Genomic DNA, 24255 nt, shown 5'->3' with positions numbered 1-24255 from the left:
CCTGCCAAGGGGAGGGTTGGGGTGGGGTCAAGTTGGTCAGGTCAAAACACCACTGCCCATCTGGCGAGTGCAAAAAGTACCAATGCCAGCACGGAAGCCGTCATCATGAGGCGAATACTGAGGCGAATATCTTGAATGCCAATCTCGCGCTCTTGGTCGCCGATCCACGGTTTCTCTACCCATTCGCCGAAGTATTTATTCGGCCCACCGAGGCGAATACCGAGCGCGCCAGCCACGGTGGCCTCAGACCACGCGCAGTTGGGGCTTTTATGCAGATAGCGATCGCGCCAGCCGATTTTGAGTGCCTGTTTGCTGTTAAGACTCAGCAGGCGAGCGGCAACGCTGAGCAGCAGCCAGCTCAAACGAGCAGGGATCAGATTGGCAAGATCGTCCATTCGCGCAGAAACACAGCCGATAGCGCGGTATTTTTCCGTCCGATAGCCGACCATGGAATCAAGGGTATTCACCGCTTTGTAGGCCACCATCAGCGGTACACCGCCGATGAAAAGGAAGAAAAGCGGCGCAATCACGCCGTCCACGCTGTTTTCCGCCACCGTTTCAACTACCGCTCGGGTAATCTGCGGGCGATCGAGCTCAGACGTGTCGCGCCCAACAATGTATGAAAGCTGGCGTCGGCACTCTTCAAGCGATCCATTTTGTAGTGCGACGTATACCCCCATCGCCGCATCACTCAGGCAACGTCCCGCTAGCAGCGTATAAATAATCCACACCTGCGCTAGCCAGTTGAGCCACGGGTTTAGCTGCGACAAAAACTCAAGCAGCGCGTAGGTCGCCCCCCAGCACACACCAACCACAATCAGCCATAAAAATGCACCGCCGACATACAACGCACCTTCGGTACGGCAAAGCGTGCGGATACCTTTCTGAACCCAATTGATAAAATTACCGATCCAGCGCACCGGATGGGGCCACGTTGGTGGATCGCCCAAGCGCAGATCTAGGAGATAGGCCACCAAACAAGCAGAAAAACTGATCACAGCGCCTGCCCCCTTTTTAACCAGTGGCTCAGCATTTCTGGGTGCTGGTAAAAATGAAGGTGGAGATAGCTGGCGAGGGTATTCCCCATTTGATATCCCCCTTGCCAACGCTGCTGCGTCACGCCGTCGCGTTGTTTTTCAAACTGAAAAATAGGTGGGAAATCAGTATGGAAATCAGAATAGTGGAACTCATGGCCGCGGAGGATTTCCCCTTGTGCCGCCAGTAAACTGTCCTGCATCGCGGTGGCTTGGCAGTAACCAAAGCGCTTTAAACGTCCTTCCATGCGGCTTTCTCCAGGGAAAATACCGGTCATCGCGTGCGTGTTTCCAGACTGATCTTTTAACGTCGAACCCAAATACATCAGCCCGCCGCACTCGGCGTAAATTGCTACGCCGCGCTGATGCGCATCACGCAGCGACTGACGCATGCTGCTGTTTTTCGCCAGCGTTTCTCCATATAACTCGGGATAACCACCGCCGATATAGACCATCTGGCACGCAGGCAGCGCCGCATCGCGCAATGGGCTAAAGCGCACGATGTTGATACCAAGCTGTTCAAGCAGCTGTAAATTATCGGGATAGTAAAAGTGAAAAGCTTCGTCGTCGGCGAGCGCAAGAGTTAGGCCTCGGCCAGAATCAGGCGCAGGTAACGCAGGTGCACAGGCATGCGGCGCGGGTTGTACATCGCTCAACGCCAGTAAACGGTCGAGGTCGATATGCTGTTCGAGGCTATCCGCCAAGGTATCCCATATCGCATCCATGCCCTGTTGTTCATGAGCGGTAATCAAACCGAGATGGCGTTCAGGCAAACTTACGCTGGGTAGAGTTGGCATTCGCCCTAGCACAGGAATTTTGGTGTAGGTTTCAATCGCGTTTTTCAGCAGTTGGTAATGGGTTTCGCTATTGACGCGATTCACAATGACGCCCGCGATACGCACCGCCGGATCAAAATGACAAAATCCCATCACGGTAGCTGCCGCCGAGGTTGAAACGGCTTTACCATCAATCACTAAAATAACCGGGCAGCCAATCTGCTTGGCCATGCCGGCGCTGCTGCAATAGTTGGGGTCGGTGCCATAGCCGTCGTATAGCCCCATCACCCCTTCAATCACGGCCACATCGGCGGCTTGAGCATGTTGGTTATAGAGCCAATTTAGGGTGGGCAGAGGCAGCATGAAGGCATCGAGATTGCGCGACGCAACGCCAGAAACGGCGCTGTGCCAGCCGGTATCAATATAGTCAGGGCCTACTTTGTAGGGTTGCACCCGCAAACCGCGCCGCGTTAAAGCTCGGAGCAGTCCAAGTGTTAGCGTTGTTTTACCGCATCCGCTACCGGTTCCACCAATAAGAAATGCCTTCATTCACCCGCCTGCCAAACAAAAAAGCCCGTCCTTGCGGGCGGGCTTTGCGTTGTCATAGCAGCTCGATGCACGGCGGCAAAAGCGCAGCATGCAGGGAAAGAATGACAACTCACTTCCCACCGAAGGAGCTGAAATAGATGTTGATATCCCAATGTTGGGATTTTACAGGCTGGTCTTCTGGCTTAGCGTCATCCTTACCCACACCTTCCCGATATTCATCAGTGGCGTCTTGTGGGCTCGTCGGCATCACAGCAGCGGGGGCTGCGGAGGAATTGTATTCTCACAATACGCACCTCCTTCCTGACGTCCTTACAGCACGTCAAAAACCTGTATTTATACTTTTCTATATATGATCTGGGTACATAAGTTAAAGCATTCATCACAGATATACCCATTGTGAGATCAACAAAAGCCTAGAATGGAGTGTGAATGAGTTAACATATCTCAACTTTTTAGGGACCAGCGAGGATACCTATGGCCATCAGCAGTCAGCACGGCGGTAACGTGCTAGAAACCGCGCTTACTCTGGGCGTTTCTCCGCATGACATCATCGATTTCAGCGCCAACATTAATCCGCTTGGCATGCCTGAGTCACTTAAGCACGCCATCATCGAACAAATGTCGGTGGCTGAAAAATATCCTGACGTGGAATATCGAAAACTGCACGCGGCGCTGGCTCAGCACCATGCCTGCGCGGAATCATGGGTGATGGCAGGCAATGGTGAAACCGAGCTGATCTTTGCGTTAATTAACCAGCTGAAACCCGCCAAAGCGCTGCTATTAACGCCCGGTTTTGCTGAGTATCGCCGTGCGCTAACGCGGATCAACTGCGACATTGTTGATTATGCTTTGCATGAAGAAGACGGATTTCAGCCTGACGTGCGTATTCTCGACGCGCTGACACCCGATCTCGATTGCCTATTTTTATGCACGCCCAATAACCCCACCGGATTACTACCGGATAAAAATCTGCTTTTAGCCATCGCAGACCGCTGCCGTGCGCTGAATATTGCGTTGATCCTTGATGAAGCCTTTCTCGATTTCGTTCCTGCAGAAACCGGCTTTATTCCTTTATTAGCACAATATCCTCAGCTGTATGTGCTGCGTTCATTAACCAAGTTTTTCGCTATTCCGGGGCTACGTTTGGGCTATTTGGTTAGCGCAAATGCGGCGTTAGTGACGCAAATGAAACAGCAACGGGAGCCTTGGACAATCAATGCGTTTGCCGCGCTGGCGGGCGAAATTATCTTGCAGGATACCCATTATATTGAAGCCACTCATCGCTGGCTGGCACAGGAGCAACCTCGCGTATTTTCTGCGTTAGAAGCATTGCCACGGCTGAAAGTATGGCGTCCCGTCGCTAACTACATCTTTATACGCTGTATCGACAGTCAGCTTGCACTGCAGCAGGCGCTATTGAAACACCATATTTTGATCCGACACTGCGCCAACTATCCGGGGCTAAACGCCAATTATTATCGCGTGGCAATTAAAAGCCCGCAGGACAACGACCGCCTTATTAGCGCTCTAACCCAGATTCTGCATCATGGCTGAAGCTCGCTGCCCCGCGTCGTGCGGTGAGTTAATTCAAGGCTGGATCCAAGGCGGCGAAAAGCTCGTATCCTGCCCGGTCAATTGGTTTAGCACGGTGGCGGTAAGCGAGGGAACACCGCTGCCCACCGAGCGCGCGCGAATGCGCTTGGTATTGCGCACGGTATTACAGCATTTGTCGTTGCCCTCTTCGCTTGAAGCCGAGCTACGCATTGAGTTTGAATCCTCTATTCCCGTGGCAAAAGGGATGGCCAGCAGCACGGCAGACATCGCCGCCTGTGCAATAGCGACCGCTCGTCACTTTGGTATGCAGCTAACTGAAAAAGAATTAGCGTCGCTGTGCGTTGGCATTGAACCGACCGACAGCACGATTTTTCAAGCGCCGACGCTGTTCGATCACCAACAGGCACTGACGCAAACCCCGCTGCACAATCGATGTCCTGAGTGGGATATGTTGCTGTTGGAAAGCCCTGATTGCTTGCGTACCGAAGACTACCATCGCCGCCCGCGCCAAACGCTGTTGCAAGAATATGCGCCGCAGTTGAAACAGGCGCATCAGTTGCTCACTGAAGGTATAAGGGAAAATAACCGCCATAAAATTGGCGCAGCCACCACGTTAAGCGCCCAAGCCAGCCAGGCTTTGCTGCCCAAACCGGCGTTTAATGACATTGTAGAAATTGTTGAGCAGCACGATTTATTCGGTTTGAACGTCGCACACAGCGGCAGCGTGGTGGGTTTATTGCTCGATACGCACCTTCATGACCCAGAGAAAATAATTCACGCGATGCGCGTAAACAATATTCTTGTTTTTTATCCACACGTTAGGCTGCTGCGTACCACCTTAGGGGGCGTACGCTGATCGGCATGGCTGCCAAAAGCGTACACATTCACGTACATGATAAGACGTAATTGTCATACATATAAAACTCTAATTTTGTGAGGATGATCTATACTGACTCGGTACTAAACAGTTACTAGACGGCAATTTGTGAATCTATCAAGACCTTTAGGAGATGATAAAGATGAGCACACCAAAACTGGAAAAAAGCAAAGTCGGTGACGCAAAAAAACGTCAGTTCACTCCTCTAGCCACCCCAAGTGATTTGGGCGCTGAGGCCACCAAAGACATTAGCGGTGCAATGAACGCCATCCTTGCTGATATCTATGCGCTTTATTTAAAAACTAAAAACTTCCACTGGCATATGAGCGGACCACACTTCCGTGACTATCATTTGCTGTTGGACGAACAAGGCGCAGAGCTATTCGCAATGACCGATGATATTGCTGAACGTGTACGTAAAGTCGGTGGTATGACCCTGCACTCTATCGGCCAGATCTCTAAAATGCAGCGCATTAAAGATAACAACGCCGATTACGTTGAGCCGCTTGATATGCTGGCCGAGCTGTGTGAAGACAACAAGCTGCTGGCCGCAGAACTGCGCGCAGCGCATGTGGTGTGTAGCGAACATAATGATGTTTCAACCACCAGCCTGATTGAAAACTGGGTAGATCAAACCGAACGCCGCGTGTGGTTCCTGTTTGAAGCTTGCCGCCAATCACAAACTTCTGGTCACTAGTTTTTCCCGTTGATAAACACGAAAGCAGGCCTTTAGGTCTGCTTTTTTATTTTCAGCGCCTCTAATTCCGCTATAGTTACTACTCATCCCCCGCTCATTGCCATCGTCTGTAGACCCGAGACTTCTTATGCACGGCGTTCCAAACCAATTTATCGATGATCGAGATCGCGCCCAGTTTAAGCACTTCGCCCACATGCCCGGCGTTGAGGTGTATCGAGCGCATATTGAACATCATGAATTTGAGCCGCATACGCATGAAGCCTATGGCATTGGCGCGATTGAGTATGGTGCCGAGCGTTTTCGCTATCGTGGCGCAAACCACGTTGCACCCGCGGACTCTTTGGTATTGATGAACCCAGACGAGCTGCACACAGGCCAATCGGGTACTGAAGGTGGCTGGCGCTATCGCATGATTTATCTCACGCCCGAAATTTTGGCCGAGGTGAGCGGTGAATCTGACTGGTGGTTTAACGACGCGGTGAATCATCATCCTCAGTTTGCCCGAGCAACCACTTCGCTAATAAACGCCCTGTGGCAAAACGATGAGCCCCTCGCACAATCCAGCTTGCTGAGTGAACTGCTGACATTAACGCGCCATTGGGCAAGAGCGCCGCAGACGCTTAAGCTTGATGCACCTCAGCGTTTTACACTGGTAAAAGAGTATCTCCGCGCCCATTTAGATCGGCGCATGACTTTGCCCGAATTGGCGCAGTTGGTCGACCTCAGTCCCTATCATTTTTTACGTCAGTTTAAGGCGCAGTATCACGTTACCCCACAACAAATGCTGATGGCTTATCGACTGTATGAGGCTAAAAATCTGCTGACCCGAGGCTTACCGCCCGCCCAGGTCGCCGCCGCTGTTGGTCTTACCGATCAAGCCCATCTTACCCGTGCTTTTAGCCGCTTTTACGGCGTCACGCCCGCCCGCTATCAAAAGCAGGTACGTTAATTTTTTAGCTGTTTTTACCTAAACAGCAATCTGCTACAAGACGCTTTTCCTTTCACCTTCTAGACTTGCTGCATAATCCCTTTTAAGAGTTAAGAAAGATGTTAATAGGCGTGCTTTACGCGCTGGCGGCGGGGCTAATGTGGGGGCTGATTTTCGTTGGGCCGCTCATCGTGCCGGAATATCCGGCCAGCTTGCAATCCGTCGGTCGCTATCTGGCCTTTGGCCTGATTGCGCTCCCGCTGGCGTGGCACGATCGCCACCGCCTACGGCAGCTTCTGCGCAGCGATTGGGTTGAAGCCCTTAAGCTCACCATCGTGGGAAATTTCATCTATTACCTCTGCTTAGCCAGCGCGATCCAACGCACGGGCGCACCGGTCAGCACCATGATTATTGGCACCTTGCCGGTGGTGATTTCAGTGAGCGCAAATCTGAAATACAGCCATCGAGACGGAAAATTATCGTGGCGACATCTGGCCCCTTCGCTGCTGTTAATTGCTTTAGGATTGGGATGCGTCAACGTGGCGGAGCTACAGAGCGCACACGCACCCACTGATATGTTCCGTTACGTCACCGGTTTGATCTTGGCCTTCATCGGCGTGGTGTGCTGGACGTGGTATCCCATGCGCAACGCAAGCTGGCTGCGCACACATCCCGATAAAAGCCCCACGACGTGGGCCACCGCGCAGGGATTAGTGACGCTGCCGTTGGCGGTCATAGGGTATTTGCTGGTTTGGGGGCACTCCGCCATAACCGCCAATGATTTTCCTATGCCGTTTGGCCCGCGTCCTGCGGTATTTATTGCGCTTATGCTGACCATCGGTTTGCTGTGCTCATGGCTGGGAACGCTGTGTTGGAATCAAGCCAGCCAACGCCTGCCAACCGCTAAAGTGGGGCCGCTGATCGTCTTTGAAACGCTAGCAGGCCTTAGCTATGCCTTTATCTGGCGGCATGAATGGCCACCGCTGCTAACGCTGGCCGGAGTGGTGTGCTTGGTCATTGGCGTGATGAGCGCAATGAAAGTGAAACCAACGCCGGTGGTGATAGTTCCGCTGCAAACGTCGGGTGGGAGTCGCTAAAGTATTTATTAAGCGTATTTCAACAGTTCAACATTTTGCAATAATCTGGCTTGACTGAAGAAAATTAGGGGACGTTTGCTCCCCTAAACTCTTTTCCTTTAAAATCTATTCTGTGACATAAATTACATATCCAACCTTTATTTTAAGTTTACTGATTATAAATCAGTGAACCTGATCAAACTTCCACGAATTAATATGATGCCCAATGTATAGGGCATTTTTTGTTATCGATACTATTCGTCATAGTTAACTCGGATGATTAGAATCACTACAACTCCTAGCTTTTAAGTAAGGCTAATTTTATGACAATAGCGGCTATAGATAATATCGATACGCATTCAGATCCCGATGCCTATTTTTTCGAGGAACTCACTTTTATAGAGAGTTCTTTTCAACATCAAAGTGATTACTTTGATTCAATCTTTCTCTCATTAAAAAACCGTGGCTATGTACGCGATTCGTTTTTATCGGCTATTAAACAACGCGAGAAACTGTACCCTACGGCGCTCCCCACTCACCCCTATGTCGTAGCCTTACCACATACGGATACCGAGCATGTGATAAGGCCATTTATTTGCGTGACACGCTTGCACGATGAAATTGCCTGGCATGAAATGGCAAATGACGATAATGAACTTCAGGTTAAATTCATTTTTCTTCTCGGTTTTATAGATAAAAATCATCACATTACACTCTTACAAACGCTAATGGAGTGTTTAAGTGATGAAGATTTCATTCAAGAAATGAATCAAGCGCCAACACCAGCCTCTTTAGTAAAACTACTCAAATCAGCCATTACAATTAATAACGAGGAAAATATAAAATGAAAAAAATCATTGTCGCTTGCGGAAGCGGCGTAGCAACATCACAAACCGTGGCAAGTAAAGTTTCCCGACTATTAAAAGAAAAAAACCTTAATGATATTAACGTAGAAGTTATTGACCTTAAATCACTCGACACACATATCAAGGATAGCCTCGCGTATATTGCCATTACAAAAGTAGATAAAAAATACCCTATCCCTGTAATTAACGGAATTGCATTTCTCACCGGCATCGGAATGGAGGCTGAGTTACAAAAAATAATTGACGCATGTAAGTAATCATATTGGCGGGCGAGATTTTTTTCTAACAAAAATCAGCAAAACAAATAAACGATAGGATTAATTAAAACATAAAGTAACGGAGCAAAGCGATGAACTTTCTCAGTACAATTATAAATTATATTCTAGCTCTAGGTGCACCAGTTTTCGTTCCCCTAATTATGCTAATTGCGGGCTTAATTGTACGCATGAAGTTTAAGGATGCAGCATCGGCGGCTATCACCCTCGGCGTGGCTTTCGTCGGCATGAGTATGCTGATTAGTTTTATGGTCGGAGCTATTGGTGTTGCGGCACAAACGATGATGAAACGCACAGGGCTCGAGTTAAGCATCATTGATGGCGGTTGGACAACCATGGCGAATATCTCATGGGCTTGGCCCTATGCCTTTGCCATGTTCCCGTTACAGGTTGGGGTTAATATCCTGATGCTTATGTGCAATAAAACCAACACGTTTAATGCTGACCTCTGGAACGTTTGGGGCAAAATATTCACCGCATTCATCGTTATCAGCGTGACTACCCCCATATTTGGCAGTGGTTGGAGCTTAGCACTGGCATTTCTCATTGCCGCATTCCAGATAGTCATGGAACTGAATGCGGGTGATATTCATCAACATCGAATAGAAAAGCTGACCGGGATCCCCAGCGTAACCTGCACCCATAGGATGGTTTTTTTTGGCGCCATTTATTATCCCTTCGACCTACTGCTGCGTAAAATTCCAGCATTAAACAAGCCTATGGATGCAGCAGCTTTACGCCAGAAAGTGGGGGTATTTGCTGAAAACCATACTATCGGTTTTCTCCTAGGCATCATGTTCGGAATTATTGCCGGATACAGTCTTGCCGCAACATTAATGCTTGGGGTACAAGCAGCTACTGCTTTAATGTTATTCCCTATGATTTCAAAGCTGTTCATGCAAGCGCTGTCTCCAATATCCGAAGCCATTAGTACCTACATGAATAACAAATTTTCAGGTCGAAAACTGTTTATCGGTATTGATTGGCCCTTTATGGGCGGCGCGAGCGAAATTTGGTTTGCAGTGATTGTTGCTATTCCATTAACCCTCATCTGGGCCGTTATTTTACCTGGAAACAAGATACTGCCTTTTGCCGGAATCATTAATATTGCCTTAATTGTGCCCGCTTATCTGGTTACCAAGGGCAATACTTTGCGTATGGTGATCCTCAGTATTATTGGCATTCCATTCTTCCTGTTTGTTGGCACTCAGTTTGCTCCGATGATTACAGAGTTAGGGCTCGCAACTAAGGCTATTGATATCCCTGCTGGACAATTAATCTCCAATAGCTCCATTGATGGCCCTGTCTTTACTTATGCTTTCTCATTTTTATTCAAGCTATTGCAAGGCAGCTTTGTCCCTCTGTTGTTAGCTGTGTTCTGGGCATGTAGCTACTTTTTCTATGCTCAGGAATTAAGAAAAGAGACAGACCAAGAAACAACCAATATTGAAGCAGAACAGATACCAGAGGCGTAATAACTAAAAAGGCAGAGCGCTGAAGTCACCCCTAACATACGAGGATCTTGCATTATGGCTGTTGATAAACGTGTCTTCACCGTACTTGACGCGATTGTGAGCGATCCTAGTATCACGGGTGTAGCGCTTGAGTCTGAATTTAATCTGACGCGCAAGCAATTAAGCTACACAATTAAAAAAATAAATGATTACCTTGAGTCACACCACGTTGAAACTATCACTCGATTAAAAACAGGTAAACTTCACGTTCCCAAGCATGTGATCGAAAAATTTCGACACCAAGAAGATGTCGTATTTAATAATCGCTATCTTTTCGCAGAGGAAGAGCGAGGGGAGTTAATTATTTTCTTTTTGTTAACCAGAGCAGAACGTTTATCTCTATTACACCTGACATCAGCACTTAACGTTAGCCAAAACACCATCATCAACGATATTAAGAAAATTAAATCCAGTGTTAGTCAATATAATTTAAAAATTCACTATAACCGTGAACAAGGATACCACGTTGAGGGAGAGGAAATTAAAAAGCGCTATCTGCTTCTCAGCACATTGCGTAAAATCCTCATACTACCCGTATCTAAAAATATCATTGCACAATATAACAATGTTATCTCTGAATACATTGAACAGGTCGGCAATACTTTTAGCGAGATAGAAAAATGTCTAAAAATTCAATTTACCGACCAGCAACTACAAGAGTTAATCTATTTTATTTGTTTTATCCAACATCGGATAAAACTTGGAAAAACAGTAGAATTACTTCCTGACACTTACAGCGAAATCACCCACGGTCGTGATTTTAAACTTATGCAAAACATCATTCACAAAATGGGAATCAATCAATACAATGAACATATATTTCTAACGGCAATAATCCAAAGCTCTAACATTCAAACTATCTCAGATAAATATTTTCATTTAGACACTCTGCTGCTTGAAAGCGTGGTTGTGGTAGTGGATAACTTTGAAAAAATCAGCTGCATTACAATCAAAGAGAAGAGTGAGCTCATCGAGAAAATTTATCAGCATTGGAAGCCTGCTTATTACCGTATTCGCTACCATCTCACCAATACCAATAGCGTATATGACTTAGTTGCGAAAGAATTTAACCATCTACATGAGATGGTACGCCGCGCAGTGTTGCCTTTCGAAAAAATATTACACTGTGAAGTACCAAATGAAGAGGTGGCTTTCTTAACTGTATTATTTGGTGGATGGCTCACACGCGAAGGGCTTATTAACAACATAAAAATGCAAAAAACAGCCATTGTCGTTAGTGAAAACAGTGCGACTGTCTCGACTTATCTTTATTTAACATTACAAGTTTTATTACCAGAGCTGCATTTTATCGAAATGATGTCGCGCCGAGAATTTGAAAAATACTCTCGCCATTATGACGTCGTTTTTTCCACGACTTTTATTAAAACAGATAAAATTTTATTCGTCGTAGACCCTGCGATTAACAGCTTTCATAAAAGTACATTTCGGCATCAAGTCATTAGCTCACTACAGGGGGTTGACCCACATATTATCCAAGTGGAAGAACTTCTATTGATACTTGAAAAATACGGCACAATCCATGATAAAAAAGGTCTACAAAAAGAGCTGACTAGCTACATTTACGATGAAAGCAGCTCCGAGTGTCAGCCTCATTCCTTAACCTCTGAAACACCATCGCTAAGTGAACTGCTGTGTGATGAACACCTTTGTTTTCAGGATACAAACACGTTGTCTTGGGAGCAATCCATTGCTAAAACAGCATCCCCATTGCTGACTCAAAACCTGCTAGAACCCCGTTACATAACCACTATGCTTAACAAAATTTCTATTGAGCAGCCATATATCATGTTGGCTGAGGGGCTCATTATTGCTCATGCTGGCGTGGATGACGGCGTAAATAAAACCTGCATGTCCCTCCTACGCTTACCAGAGAAAATTAGCATTGCAGGTTATATGCAAGCCGACATCATTATTGTGCTTGCAACCAATAACCCACAAAAACACCTAAAAGCGCTAGCACAACTTAACGAATTTCTTGAGTTTAATGAGGGCGGAGAAAAAATCCGCAGCTCGATAAATAAAGAGGCGTTATTACAGCATCTATCTGTCTATTCTTAGTTTTGTTATATCTCGTGGCGTTTATTTTTCGCCATTACCTCCGTCATTCTGACTATAGGATATATATCATGTTAGACGTTCATAAAAAGCAAGTTGTAGAAATGGCCAAACTGGCTCAGCAATGGGGGCTATGCAAACATAAGGCCGGAAACTCTAGCGTTCGAGATAAAGAGACAGGATATATCCTCGTTACCCCTACAACGATTGATAAGTCTGTACTCACACCACGCGACATTGTCGTTATGGATATTAATGCTAACGTTATTGAGAGTGAGTCTGGTCTTCGTCCTACTAGCGAATGCCTCATGCACATTGAAATTTATAAGGCGCGTGAAGATATATTTGCCATATCTCACACTCATTCAATCTATGCCACCTCATTTGCAGTATTAAATAAACCGATCCCCGCGATCGTATACGAATGCGCAATTTTAAACTTAAAAGATGGAATTATTCCTGTTGCACCTTACGGCAGACCCGGAACGCCTGCACTTTCCACCAGTGTTATAGAGCCCATTTTACGTGCAGATGCGATTTTAATGGAAAAACACGGCGCTATCGGGGTAGATAAAGAGCCGTATGAGGCCGTATTAAAATCGGCTTACATCGAGGAAATGGCTGAAATCTATTACCATGCATTACTCGTCAACGGCGGAAAAGAGCCAGAAAGTTTCCCACCTCACGAATTACAAAGCTGGGCTTACCCTAAAGAAATAAAATTCTAATTAAGCATTTCGCATAGATATATTACTTCCTGCCAACACCAGGCCGGCACTAGCCTGTGCTCTATTCTATCGCGCAGGCTATTTAATATAACAATAGCAATTATTGTTTTAACTCCATTGAGAAACAATATGAAAAAATTCATCAACTCAGCAGAAGACTTTATTCCTGAAGTATTAAATGGAATTTATCTTGCTCATGCCGAAAAATTTAATTTTGTTAATAACGATCTGCATTGTTTAGTTTCTACCGATAAACATCCCGGCAAAGTCGCCATCGTTACCGGTGGTGGTTCTGGACATTTACCCCTTTTTCTTGGCTACGTGGGTAAAGGTATGCTAGACGGCTGTGGCGTTGGCGATGTTTTTCAATCTCCTAATCCTGAGCAAATTTTATCAATCACGCAGGCTGTCGATTCAGGCGCAGGCGTACTCTATCTGTATGGCAACTATAACGGCGATATTTTTAATTTTGATATGGCCGCGGAAATGGCTGAGTTCGAAAGCAATATTGTCACAGCTACCGTCATCGCTGGTGATGATATCGCTTGCCCACCAGCATCTACTGGCGAGCCTAGCCGCCGCCGTGGCGTTGCGGGTATCTTTTTTGCGTACAAATGTGCTGGAGCAGCTGCCGCACAAATGCTGGATTTAGCCAACGTTCAGCGTATTGCCCAAAAAGCCTGCGATAACATCAGAACCATCGGCGTTGGGCTTTCGCCATGTATCGTTCCTCGCGTAGGCAAACCGAGCTTTCATATTGGCAATGATGAAATGGAAATCGGCATTGGTATTCACGGCGAAAGCGGTATTCGCCGCGGAGAGAAACTGCCAGCCAACAGTATTGTTGACGAATTAATGAGTAACCTACTTGCCGATTATCCGCTTCATGCGGGCGATGAAGTTGCCATCCTGATCAATGGCCTCGGCGCAACGCCTCTGGAAGAGCTTTATTTAGTTTATGGCAGGGCCTGTCAAACGCTAAAGAATGCCGGAATCATAGTATTCAAAACCTATGTTGGAGAATATGCCACTGCCATGGAGATGGCTGGGTTATCAATCAGCTTAATGCGCGTAGATGATGAACTAAAACAGCTTTTGCTACATGAAGCTAATACGCCCATGTTTAAGCAATTTCAGGGGAAATAGTAAACATGCGCCTGACAACCAGCCAGCTTAAATTACTGTTTGCTCAATGGGCGAATATTATGTCGGCCCAAAAAGAAACGTTGATTGCAATGGATAGCATCGTCGGTGATGGCGATCTTGGCCTCACCATGAGCGACGGCTTCAGCGCCGCCTATCATGCAGTATCTCGCAGTGATGAAACTGATATAGGGAAATTTTTCTACCTCGCGGGGAAAACGATGTCGTCCTCAGTCCCTTCCACCATGGGAACCTTAATGGCCGCCGGCCTTATTGAGGTGGGTAAAATATTTAAAGGAAAAAACCGACTCAACAGCGAAGATTTTGGCGTCTTGTTTCAGGCCTTTTACAACGGAGTGCAAAACAGAGGTAAGGCTCAGCTTGGTGAGAAGACGTTCCTTGATGGCCTATTCCCCGCAGTCTGTGTTCTCAACGGGAAAGATGCGGAGACACAGGATTGGGTTTCTCTTGCCTACCAAGCCTATGAAGAAACAAAGCAGGGAGTACAAAACACCACCACGCTAATAGCAAAACATGGACGCGCCGCAACACACGGGGAACGTTCGCGGTCATTGCTTGATCCCGGTGCCTATGTTGCCCAACTATTAATTAGCGGGTATTGCACGTTTGCTAATGATTATTTAGCTCAAGACTAACGATAAAGAGGATTTTTCCATGCTAAAAGAAATCGTCATCGTGGGTAATCAAACCGGTATTCATGCCCGACCCGCAGGGGTGCTTGCTAAAGCCGTGGGAAAGTTTCAATCACGTATTGAGCTGGTTTATAACGGAAAAACCATCAAAGCCAAAAGCATTATGGGAATTCTTGGCGCAGGGATTAAGGGGCGCACTCAGGTAGAGATTATCTGTGACGGACAAGATGAAGAGCATGCCATGCAGGAGTTAAAGCAGCTTTTTGCACGTGGCTTTGGGTTTGACTAAGCAAAGCGCTAACGGCCACGCCGCGTGGCCGTTAGCATAAGGTCTGATCATCTCACCTTTCAGTCTCGGCATATTGCTCGGCATATTGCGCCATAAATCGTAGAATAAGCGCCATAGATACCGCCCCCGGATCGCAATGCCCTATTGCTCTCTCTCCCAGATTTTTTGCCCTGCCAAAAGATGCCACCATCATTTTAGTTCCTTCAGCGCCTTGATCTGCAGCCTCTGCACAGCGGGATAGCGCCTCGTCCAGCGGTAAAGATTGCGCTGAGTTCGCAGCTTCTGCCGCTGCAGCTAACGCGTCAACCATCGTTTTGTCTCCAGGCTTAGCGCCTCCACGCGCGTGCACCGCAAGCCACCCTTGATTCAGCCAACGTGCTAATGAGACAGCGCTAAATTCTGTTTCGCCAGCTAAGCTTTTGCCTCCTGCGCGAAATAATGTGCCAAATACGGCTCCTGAAGCACCGCCCATAGACGTCATCAGCGTCGTCCCCATTTGCACCCAACACTCTCCGACGTTTAGTGGCTGAAAATTTTGGTCATTAATGAGTTTAACCAGCGCCGAAAACCCTCGCTTCATGCCTATACCGTGATCGCCATCGCCGATCACCTGATCTAATTCAGTCAGCATGGGCTCGCGCTCAATCATCTGCTGCGCGGTTGATAACATCATTTGCTTTAACTGTGAGGTATTCATTTTATTTACTCCAACCTAACGTGGAATGCGGCATGTCATAGAGAGCCTGTAGTTCCTCATCAAGCAACATTAGGCTGATAGAAAAACCAGACATTTCTAGCGATGTACAAAAATGACCAATAACCACGTCGTGGGTTTCTAAGCCACGCGATTCCAGCGCTATGCCAACCCTGCGGCCAATCACGAGCAATTCTGTATTACTGAGTGCGCCTAAATTATTTACAGCGACGCACAGGCGATCACCTGCTTGGAAGGGTCTGTCCTGACATAGGCGATCGATCATGACGTCTACAATCTCATCTGCCGTCGTTAATTTTTGGCGGTAGAGCCCCGGCTCGCCATGGATGCCAATACCAACTTCGATTTCGTCGTCATCCAAACTAAAATTAAATGAATCGGACTGCGGTAACGCACAACCATCTAAAGCGACGCCAATCGTACGAGTATTAAAGTTCGCCTTAATCACTAGGTTTTGCAGCTGAGAAAGATCATATTTTTTATACTGCGCCGCCGCGCCAGCAATTTTATATAAAAACATAATGCCACCGACGCCACGCCGATCTGACATTCGTTCTAAAGGCGCAGAAGCAATATCATCGGTTGCTTTCACCGTGCGCGTTTCAATCCCCTCCTCGGCTAGAATTTCTGCTGCAATATCAAAATTCATACCGTCGCCAGAGTAATTTCCATAAAGGAATAGCACTCCCTTATTTTTATGCGTCGCTTTAGCTACCGCGATGATTTGATCGGGAGAAGGAGAAGTAAATACTTCCCCTAACGCACAGCCATCGATGCCGCCAGCACCAATAAATCCGGCAAAAGTAGGTTCATGACCACTTCCACCACCGCTAATGATGACCACTTGTTCAGGATTAATATCTCGGCGGTAAACTGCCGAAAATTCATCTATAGAAATCATTTTCCCTTGATAGGCATAAACCATTCCCTGCATAATTTCATGGCGTAAATTGTCAGGATTATTTAATATTTTTTTAGGTTTTCGCATAATATTATTCGCTCGATAAATTAATGATTATATAAAGAACCTTCTAGCATAAATACCAATAGCTATTTACATTCTATTTAATACATTTTTATTGAGCCACTACCGTTAATGACAATTAATATCCTACCCATGGCGCATGATTGTTACGTCAATTCTTCTCGGATATAACTCACTCTCAATATAACATTGAGCGATATTACTTTATGGCTATTCTCTCTTATCCTGATTCCCCTTATAAACTCCGTTATCTTTGTTGATAGAGCCAGCCATGATTTAGTTAATGCTGACCGAACCTTTCGTTCCTCATACTCGCACCTCAAATTCATAACTATGCCTAAACATTAGCCCGCCTTATTTTTAAATTAAAAAACAAATTAATATATAAAATACATACACTTAATCAAAATATCACCATCAATAATTCTCACCTGCTGTCAGTTACAACAGTTATATTAATCCTTCAAAAAAACACCCCCGTTCCAGAATATTAAGCTGCCGAATAAATACGGAGATCAGAGCGATTTTCAGCGCGGGAAGGGCATGGATTGGTTTAAGAAATACAGGTCTGTGATATGCAAGGAAAGCAGCAAGAACCTCACGTCGATGTCGCTGAATGGCTAGCCAACGCCTCGACCAGTAGCTCGCGTCTTTATGCCGTGCTGGCTAGCACCAACGGCGCAACTGGATTAAAAGCCTATTACAAACTCGACGGGCGGCGTACCCCCGATGGATTGTATGCAGACACGCCTTACGCCAACTGGTATCCCGTTATGCCCATGCTGGTTGAGCTTTCACCTTACAGCGCTTTTTTATCGTGGGTTAAAAATCAGGCTGAGCCTGGTTGGGGCTGGTTAGCGCTTTCTCCTTTGCCTGAAGAAACCATCGTGCAGCATTTGACCAGCCTGACGCAGGTGTTCATGCCTGACGGCCAAACGGTATTTTTTCGCTATTGGGACGAACGTTTTTTTCGCCTGCACCTTGAGTTTTTAGGCGACGACTGGCGCTACATATTGCCGGCTTTTTCCAACTACTGGGTGGCTGGAAAAACCTTTACCTTCACGCTGCCTGCGGATTACCCACTGCGTACCTCACCGTGGTGGCACGTGCCCCAACCTTTGCTCAGCCAGATACTCGCTGAAAATCCAGCGCCATTGGTGCACAACCTGCTGCAACTCCTGCGTGAAAACCATCCTGAGATATACAGCGCGATGCCGGAGTCATTACTGAGCCGCAAAGCCGAGCAGCTATGCCGCTACAGCGATCTACATTCAGGACAAATCGACCAGTTAATGGCCGCGCTATTAGCTTCACTGACCTCTTAACCACATGCTTTGATTGATTTCACGGACGATACACATGGACTTACTTACTGAATACGTTGCCAGTATCGATGAAGAACTGGCGATGTTTAAAAATAATTCGCTCATCACTCAGGATTATCGTGACTGCGTGGCTAAGTGGGCAAAAGAGAGCGCGATTTCAGGCGCGTTCGGCGGCCCAACGCTCGAAATGGAACGCGTTATTAGCATTAACGGCACCAGCACGACCGCTTCACAAAATGATTCGGAATCTCTCAGCGCCGCCATTGTTTGTCCAAAAAATCGCAAAATCACCGTGGTGATCAAACATGAATCTACGCTGGATTTGCCGATCCCCGACGTCAGCGTTGAGCTGTTTCATAACGCAACATTCAGCCCCGATAGCAAAATCAGCGCCAAGAAAACAGATGCCGATGGCAAGGCCGAATTTGACGATCTCACGCCGGGAGAACGGTATTACGCACGTACTCTCGACGATAGCCTTGAGTCACATAATCAAGAGATGTTGGCCGCCTATGACGTGTTGTCACAGGATATCTTTGCACAGCTATCCGCCTCGTGGGCCAGCGAAAAACCGCAATGGACGCTGAGCGCCATCGCGACATCGATAGCTGAAGCATTTGCGACGGGTTTATGCAGCAGCGTGACCGATTTGTGGGACGACACCAAGGTGGCCTACAACATCATTTCCGATCCTGTCGCCAGCGCCGAAGCCCTAGGGCAAAAAGCCAGCGGTGTCATGGCCTGTATCGGAAATCTCGGCATACCGGATATCAACGGTATCTTGAACGGCAGCAAAGATCTCGCTCGCGATCTTATGGCCTTCTTTAACGATGAGGCGGCACTGTATCTGTTTGCCCGCGCCGCGATGCTACGCCTACGAATGTTTCCTTTCGGTGATTTACTCGCCTCTATTGCAGGCATGATTGGCGATATTCTTTCCGGAATTATTTTTGGTGCCTTGCTATCTATGGTCGCCGCTCCGGTAGGTGCCCTATTTTTAGCCTCCAAGTTAGAAAAACTGGTTTCTAAGGGTATAAAAATCGTTCAAGAGGTGTGGAACGCGCTGAATAAAATCCTTTCCTCTATTTTCGAGCTGGTGAGTGATTTTTTCTCACCTTCACACAAAAAAAACCACATTCGCCAAACCAACGCCAAACTGGGCGCAGATAAAGAAACTCATCTTGGCCCTAATAACAGTAGTGAAGTTCAATACGAGCAAAAAACGCATAACGCCTCTTCGGAAAATGGCAACGACGCCCCTTCGGATAACACCATCTGCACAGAGGAAAATGGCTGCCCCGTCTCCATGGTTAATGGTGAAGAGCTTCTCAGGTTAGAAGATGCTTCATTGCTTGGTATTCACCCTTTCAGCTTTGTTCGCCAGTACCGCAGCACTTCTGTTGAGTGTGATTCCGTATTTGGCTATGGCTGGAGCCACAGCCTGCAACATAGCGTTCGGTTTACCGATGAGCACATCATTTGGCTAAACCACGAAAACCTAACAACCACCCTGCCGCTTCCCGACCAACACATCCCTAGCGGCGTTAACCCCCTAGGCAAAGCGGCCGTTTGGTTGGGTAGCAGCGATGATGAATATTTGTTGTCCTGCGCTGCGTTAGAAGGCTGGGTGATGCACGTCAAGCGTGCAGCCAACGGTGAACATGGCCTGATAACGGGTTTTTCTAACCAGCAACAGCACCTGAACCTGCATTACGAAAATGGGCTGCCAACGCGATTAGATAACCCAGCAGGTACATCGTTGCAGCTTCGCTATAGCAAAACGCCGCACGGTATGCGCTTGACCAGCGTGGTGCGCGTACACAACTGCCATGCGCTGATGCCCGACACGGGGCATAAATATTTCGTTCACATGCGTTATGAGTACGATGCCAACGGGCAGCTTTGTGCCGCGATTAACGCCGCGGGTGAAACCGAGCGGTACGCTTATCGAGACGATTACCTATTTACCCTGCGGCAGTTAGCCGGCGGCGCAGAGTTTTATTGGGAATGGGACGGGCGAGGGAAATCGGCTCGGGCAATACGCCATTGGAGTAATCTGCCTAACCTCGACCGCAGCTATCAGTGGGATATTCCAAATGGCTGCGTCACGGTCTGTTATGAAGACGGTAGCCAAGAAGTTTGGCAGCACGATATCCGTACCGCGCGTTTACTCAAAAGCATCACCGCTGATGGCGGCACCACTGAGAATCACTACGGGCCACAGGGCGAGTTACTGAGCACCATAAATCCGCTCGGACAGAAAACTCACTACAGCTACAACCGCGACAACCAAGTCATCGCCGAGCATCTGCCTGATGGGCAGTGGCTTCGCTACCGTTATTCTCGCGGGCGCCGGATTGAAAAAATCCATGTGAGCGCCGATGGTTTGGCTAAACACCGCGAGCGCTGGCGCTACGACCAGCACGGCAATGTGAGCCATTACATTGACGCTGAAGGGCATACCACTCAGTACGTATGGTCAGATGACGGGGCTTTAACCCGAATTCATTTTCCTGACGATAGCTATGAAGTCTTTGCCGTTAACCCATTAGGCCAAATATATGAGCACACCGCGCGCGATGGGGTCGTCACTCATTATCGTTATGATGAGCAAGGCCGATTAGTCTTTCAGGGCGAGCGCCCACCGCAGACGTCAGACTCGAACTTATCGCCTAACGCCACGCAGTTTGCTTGGGACAACGCCGATAGGCTGGTGGCTATTCGCTGGCCCAACGGACAGATTAAGCGCTGGCAATACAACGCCTATCACCAAATTACCCTCGAACAAGACGAGCTGGGTAATCAGACCCAGTTCGAGTATCTGCCCCACTCTACCCTGCTCAAACACATCATCTATGCAAATGGCACCAGCGAAGAATATCGCTATGACAATATACATGGGCAGGTCAGCGACATTATCAACGCGCGTCACGAGCGCTATCACATTGATTACACGCCGGGCGGTCTGGTCAGTCAGGAGCAGACCTTTGACGGGCGGCGTTTGTGCTGGGAGTACGACGCCAGCGGAAACGTCGCCAAGCGCACCGAATATGGCGACAGCCTGCGCGACGACACCGCATTAATCACCACCTATCAACGGGATGTCGCCGGCCGACTCAGCAGCAAAACCACGCCGGATGGCGTTACCGTGACCTACGGCTACGATGGCTTTGGCCGCCTCAATTTGGCCGACGATGCCGCGTGGCCGCTGGCCTGGCAATATGATAAACGCGGGCGGCTCACGCAGGAGCATCAGTGTTTTGCCAGCCAGCATTATGCGTATGACGCCGTCGGTAATCTCACCCAGATGCGTTTACCTGACGGCCAGCAGCTCGATTTTCTGCACCATAACGGGCGCACGACCCGCATCGACCTTGACGGGCAGTTGCTCACCGAGCACGGCTGGCGCAACGGGCAGGAAGTCACCCGCCGCCACGGCGAGCTGGTAAGTCAGTTTATCCATGACCCGCTACAACGCCTGCAACGCCAGCAGGTGCAGCGTCAGGGCGAGCCTAACCTGTTGATACAGCGCGATTATACCTACGACGCCGTGGGTAATCTGGCCAGCATCACCGACCAACAGAAAGGCAGCAAAACCTTCAGCCACGACGTGCGCGGGCGCTTCACGCAGGAAACCTATCGCCCAACGCCGGCGCTGCTTCAAGCGGGATACGCAGGTCACAGCGAAATATTCGCCCCTGATGCGACCCATAACGTGTTGGGTGCTTCGGCGTCGCCGGAGCTTCAGGCGCTGAAGCGCACCACCGGTAACCGCCTCACGCTGCTCGGCAGCCATCACTATCGCTACGATGAATACGGCAACTGTATTCAAGACAGCTATGGTTCTGACCAACACGCCGTGCGCCATTACCGTTGGGACGGTGAACATCGGCTGGTTGGCTTTCGTGAAACCCGCCACGGCAATGAAATAACCTCGTTTAGCTACGACTATGATTGCTTTGGCCGACGCGTTCGCAAACACAATGTGCGCACGGGCGAAAGCCGGCTGTTCTTCTGGCAAGACGACCGCCTCATCGCCGAATGTGACGAAAAACTCGCCTGCCCCGGCGGGCACCCCAGCGCATTCGGCCCCGAGCCACACACCGATGCCACGAATTGCCGCAGCTACGTTTATGAACCCAACGGTAACAGCTTTCGCCCACTGGCGATGCTCGGCGGGCGCGGCAAAAACACCAAGGTGTTCTACTACATTAACGACCACCTCGGCACGCCGCAGGAGCTGGTTTCCCCGAGCGGCGAAATGGTATGGAGCGCGGTGTATCACGCCTATGGACAACAGGCCTTCACCCTCGCCAACCACATCCCGCAGCCGCTGCGTTTTCAGGGACAATATCATGACGACGAAAGCGGGTTGTCTTACAACCGCTATCGCTATTATGATGTCTCTGCCCTGCGGTATTTATCGCCAGACCCGATAGGTTTAGCCGGCGGCGTTAATGCGTACGCCTATGTGCCAAGCCCGCTGAGCTGGGTGGATCCGTTGGGGTTGAGTTGCAAATCTATACAGCCAGGAGATAAAACCCCTGAAGGAAGAACTTTTACGATACACGGTGCAGAACAAGCAACATCGCGAGGATTTTCATCAAAGAATATCGACGAGATCATAAGTAATAACAAAAAATCTCGAGTGAAAGAGATTGATCCGGCAACAGGACAAATACAATGGCGCTACCAAGACAGTCGAGGTAATACAGTCATTACAGATGAATTTAGTGAGAGGATTGTTACTGTTTACTCACACCCAATAAGTGCTAATAACTCAAAATACATACCAAAACTAACAATGAGGTAAATATGATAGAAAAAATATTAGCCAATATGAAATTGATTACTGAGTCAGGTATATCTACTGATATCGCAGAGTTCCTAAAGGAGCGAAATGATATTTCATACTATAATATTAAAAAAGAAAATGAAGAATTCATTATCGACATAAAACTAATCAAATTCAATTCAGATGAAGTAAAAGTAATATTTAGTTCAATCATAGTTTTTATTCAATACTCCTATTTCACCTATTATCAAACCAACACTGGACCAGATAAAATCCATTATGAATTCGTTACAGGGAATGATTATAATGTAGGTTTTCATTGCAAATTTAATTTCACATAATTTCATTAACTCTTGATCGATTACCATCACAACGATGAGCATGGCAACTGTATTCAAGAAAGTGATAGTCCAGAGCAACAAAACCGCGTTTATTATCTCAAAGGAGTAGATGTGAATAAAATAATTAAGTTAGAAAATACTAATGATAGTGATATAACTTATTTACCCTTACCAGAGCATCCTAGTAGGGGCTCTGGAACTTCCATTGCAAAACAATTCCCTTACATAAAATTATTGATAACTATCATGGAATTGAGGTTTTTTAGACGACTAACATACTCTCTATATACAACCTAGTATAATTTAGAAAGTTATCAAACAAAGTATAATAAAACTGGCGATAAAAAATGAACCAACTTAGGAAAGATTTTATTACTGGGTTAGAGGAAAGAGTCCGTGACAACTATACCCCATCTATTGTTGCAAGATATGCGCTAGAGTTTTATCTCGATCATGATTTTACAGATAGCAAACTAGAGTATGTAATTAATTACCTTAGGGGCATTGATGCAGGACCACAATTTGAACTAAGTAAAAAAGAAGTTATTAATTTTATTAAAAACAAATTAACTGATTAACTGATTAACTGATTAACTGATTAACTGATTAACTGATTAACTGATTAACTGATTAACTGATTAACTGATTAACTGATTAACTGAAGATTCTCTTCCATTCACGTTCCAAACCAATGAAATTAAGGTATTTAGATAGTACATGCATCAATCACAACCATGTAATACATGATAATAACATCTTAAATAATTATAAACTTAACTAAAAAATTATTGAAAGAATGCAAATTGACAAGCTAAAAAAAAGCCTAAGACACTTATAAACATATTAAACTTCAATCATCAGATAACAAGTAACATCCAATAACTGAAGCAGATATGTCTCATACTACCGACGCAGTCACATGGTGGAATCAAACAGGGAGGCACCAAGGAGAACGATCTGAAGAAGTAAGGAAATGGATGCTTGACTCAAATAACTATGTGCTTGAGCACAAATCAATAAACCGCTCAGCTGGCGCTAAATTGAGATAAGTTTACTTAT

Annotated in this window: 21 protein-coding genes and 1 riboswitch; of the genes, 17 read left to right on the top strand and 4 right to left on the bottom strand. The window is 47.2% G+C overall.

Features of this window, described 5'->3' with window-relative positions; genetic code table 11:
• Nucleotides 1-41 precede the first annotated feature (41 nt).
• Both cbiB and AB3Y96_RS04960 read right to left on the bottom strand, forming a co-directional pair.
• Nucleotides 42-995: an adenosylcobinamide-phosphate synthase CbiB gene (gene cbiB / locus AB3Y96_RS04965; RefSeq protein WP_367300273.1), complete on the bottom strand. Its 954-nt coding sequence runs from the start codon at nt 993-995 to the stop codon at nt 42-44.
• The gene (locus AB3Y96_RS04960; protein WP_367298626.1) at nt 995-2359 is read right to left on the bottom strand and encodes a cobyrinate a,c-diamide synthase; all 1365 of its coding nucleotides are present in this window, start codon (nt 2357-2359) and stop codon (nt 995-997) included. The genes cbiB and AB3Y96_RS04960 overlap by 1 nt, the downstream gene beginning before the upstream one ends.
• Before the next feature lie 149 nt (nt 2360-2508).
• Nucleotides 2509-2705: riboswitch (cobalamin riboswitch) on the bottom strand.
• 128 nt (nt 2706-2833) lie between these two features.
• Here AB3Y96_RS04960 and cobD point away from each other — a divergent pair.
• From cobD to AB3Y96_RS04895, 13 genes are all read left to right on the top strand, one after another.
• Nucleotides 2834-3913, top strand: coding sequence for a threonine-phosphate decarboxylase CobD (cobD, locus tag AB3Y96_RS04955; protein WP_367298625.1), 1080 nt, complete (start codon nt 2834-2836; stop codon nt 3911-3913).
• Nucleotides 3906-4769: a GHMP kinase gene (locus tag AB3Y96_RS04950; RefSeq protein WP_367298624.1), complete on the top strand. Its 864-nt coding sequence runs from the start codon at nt 3906-3908 to the stop codon at nt 4767-4769. The genes cobD and AB3Y96_RS04950 overlap by 8 nt, the downstream gene beginning before the upstream one ends.
• Nucleotides 4770-4932: 163 nt before the next feature.
• Complete coding sequence (locus AB3Y96_RS04945) at nt 4933-5487, top strand: Dps family protein (RefSeq protein ID WP_367298623.1); 555 nt, start codon at nt 4933-4935, stop codon at nt 5485-5487.
• Nucleotides 5488-5614: 127 nt separating this feature from the next.
• Nucleotides 5615-6436, top strand: a complete 822-nt coding sequence (locus AB3Y96_RS04940) for an AraC family transcriptional regulator (RefSeq protein ID WP_072308016.1) — start codon at nt 5615-5617, stop codon at nt 6434-6436.
• Nucleotides 6437-6534: 98 nt separating this feature from the next.
• Nucleotides 6535-7512, top strand: a complete 978-nt coding sequence (locus AB3Y96_RS04935) for a DMT family transporter (protein WP_072308017.1) — start codon at nt 6535-6537, stop codon at nt 7510-7512.
• 302 nt (nt 7513-7814) lie between these two features.
• Entirely contained in the window at nt 7815-8339 is a 525-nt protein-coding gene (locus AB3Y96_RS04930) for a PTS sugar transporter subunit IIA (protein ID WP_367298622.1), read from the top strand.
• On the top strand, nt 8336-8614 hold the full coding sequence (locus AB3Y96_RS04925) for a PTS sugar transporter subunit IIB (RefSeq protein ID WP_072308019.1): 279 nt from the start codon (nt 8336-8338) through the stop codon (nt 8612-8614). Before AB3Y96_RS04930 ends, AB3Y96_RS04925 begins: the two co-directional genes overlap by 4 nt.
• A gap of 92 nt (nt 8615-8706) precedes the next feature.
• Nucleotides 8707-10107 carry a PTS galactitol transporter subunit IIC gene (locus AB3Y96_RS04920; protein WP_072308020.1) on the top strand — a complete coding sequence of 467 codons (1401 nt, stop codon included), beginning with the start codon at nt 8707-8709 and terminating at the stop codon, nt 10105-10107.
• Between the two features lie 54 nt (nt 10108-10161).
• The gene (locus AB3Y96_RS04915) at nt 10162-12225 is read left to right on the top strand and encodes a BglG family transcription antiterminator (protein WP_367298621.1); all 2064 of its coding nucleotides are present in this window, start codon (nt 10162-10164) and stop codon (nt 12223-12225) included.
• Between the two features lie 68 nt (nt 12226-12293).
• Nucleotides 12294-12950: a class II aldolase/adducin family protein gene (locus AB3Y96_RS04910; RefSeq protein ID WP_367298620.1), complete on the top strand. Its 657-nt coding sequence runs from the start codon at nt 12294-12296 to the stop codon at nt 12948-12950.
• Nucleotides 12951-13079: 129 nt separating this feature from the next.
• Nucleotides 13080-14096, top strand: coding sequence for a dihydroxyacetone kinase subunit DhaK (locus tag AB3Y96_RS04905; RefSeq protein WP_367298619.1), 1017 nt, complete (start codon nt 13080-13082; stop codon nt 14094-14096).
• Nucleotides 14097-14101: 5 nt separating this feature from the next.
• Entirely contained in the window at nt 14102-14749 is a 648-nt protein-coding gene (locus AB3Y96_RS04900) for a dihydroxyacetone kinase subunit L (protein ID WP_367298618.1), read from the top strand.
• Nucleotides 14750-14768: 19 nt separating this feature from the next.
• On the top strand, nt 14769-15035 hold the full coding sequence (locus tag AB3Y96_RS04895) for an HPr family phosphocarrier protein (RefSeq protein WP_072308025.1): 267 nt from the start codon (nt 14769-14771) through the stop codon (nt 15033-15035).
• A 52-nt stretch (nt 15036-15087) separates the two neighbouring features.
• On the opposite strand, the gene dhaL is transcribed toward AB3Y96_RS04895, so the two are convergent.
• Complete coding sequence (gene dhaL / locus AB3Y96_RS04890) at nt 15088-15732, bottom strand: dihydroxyacetone kinase subunit DhaL (protein WP_367298617.1); 645 nt, start codon at nt 15730-15732, stop codon at nt 15088-15090.
• A 1-nt stretch (nt 15733) separates the two neighbouring features.
• Complete coding sequence (locus tag AB3Y96_RS04885) at nt 15734-16738, bottom strand: dihydroxyacetone kinase subunit DhaK (protein ID WP_367298616.1); 1005 nt, start codon at nt 16736-16738, stop codon at nt 15734-15736.
• Between the two features lie 572 nt (nt 16739-17310).
• On the opposite strand from AB3Y96_RS04885, the gene AB3Y96_RS04880 reads away from it, so the two are divergent.
• The 4 genes from AB3Y96_RS04880 (at nt 17311) to AB3Y96_RS04865 (ending at nt 24245) form a co-directional block, all read left to right on the top strand.
• Nucleotides 17311-18060, top strand: coding sequence for a DUF4123 domain-containing protein (locus AB3Y96_RS04880; RefSeq protein ID WP_367298615.1), 750 nt, complete (start codon nt 17311-17313; stop codon nt 18058-18060).
• A 34-nt stretch (nt 18061-18094) separates the two neighbouring features.
• On the top strand, nt 18095-22873 hold the full coding sequence (locus AB3Y96_RS04875; protein ID WP_367298614.1) for an RHS repeat-associated core domain-containing protein: 4779 nt from the start codon (nt 18095-18097) through the stop codon (nt 22871-22873).
• Nucleotides 22874-23543: 670 nt separating this feature from the next.
• Complete coding sequence (locus AB3Y96_RS04870; RefSeq protein ID WP_168780215.1) at nt 23544-23774, top strand: hypothetical protein; 231 nt, start codon at nt 23544-23546, stop codon at nt 23772-23774.
• A gap of 315 nt (nt 23775-24089) precedes the next feature.
• Nucleotides 24090-24245, top strand: a complete 156-nt coding sequence (locus AB3Y96_RS04865) for a GH-E family nuclease (RefSeq protein ID WP_367298613.1) — start codon at nt 24090-24092, stop codon at nt 24243-24245.
• Nucleotides 24246-24255: the final 10 nt, after the last annotated feature.

This window comes from Hafnia alvei (assembly GCF_964063325.1).
GTDB lineage: Bacteria > Pseudomonadota > Gammaproteobacteria > Enterobacterales > Enterobacteriaceae > Hafnia > Hafnia alvei_B.
Note: the sequence above shows the minus strand (reverse complement) of the source record. Positions and strands in the feature narration are given on the sequence as shown.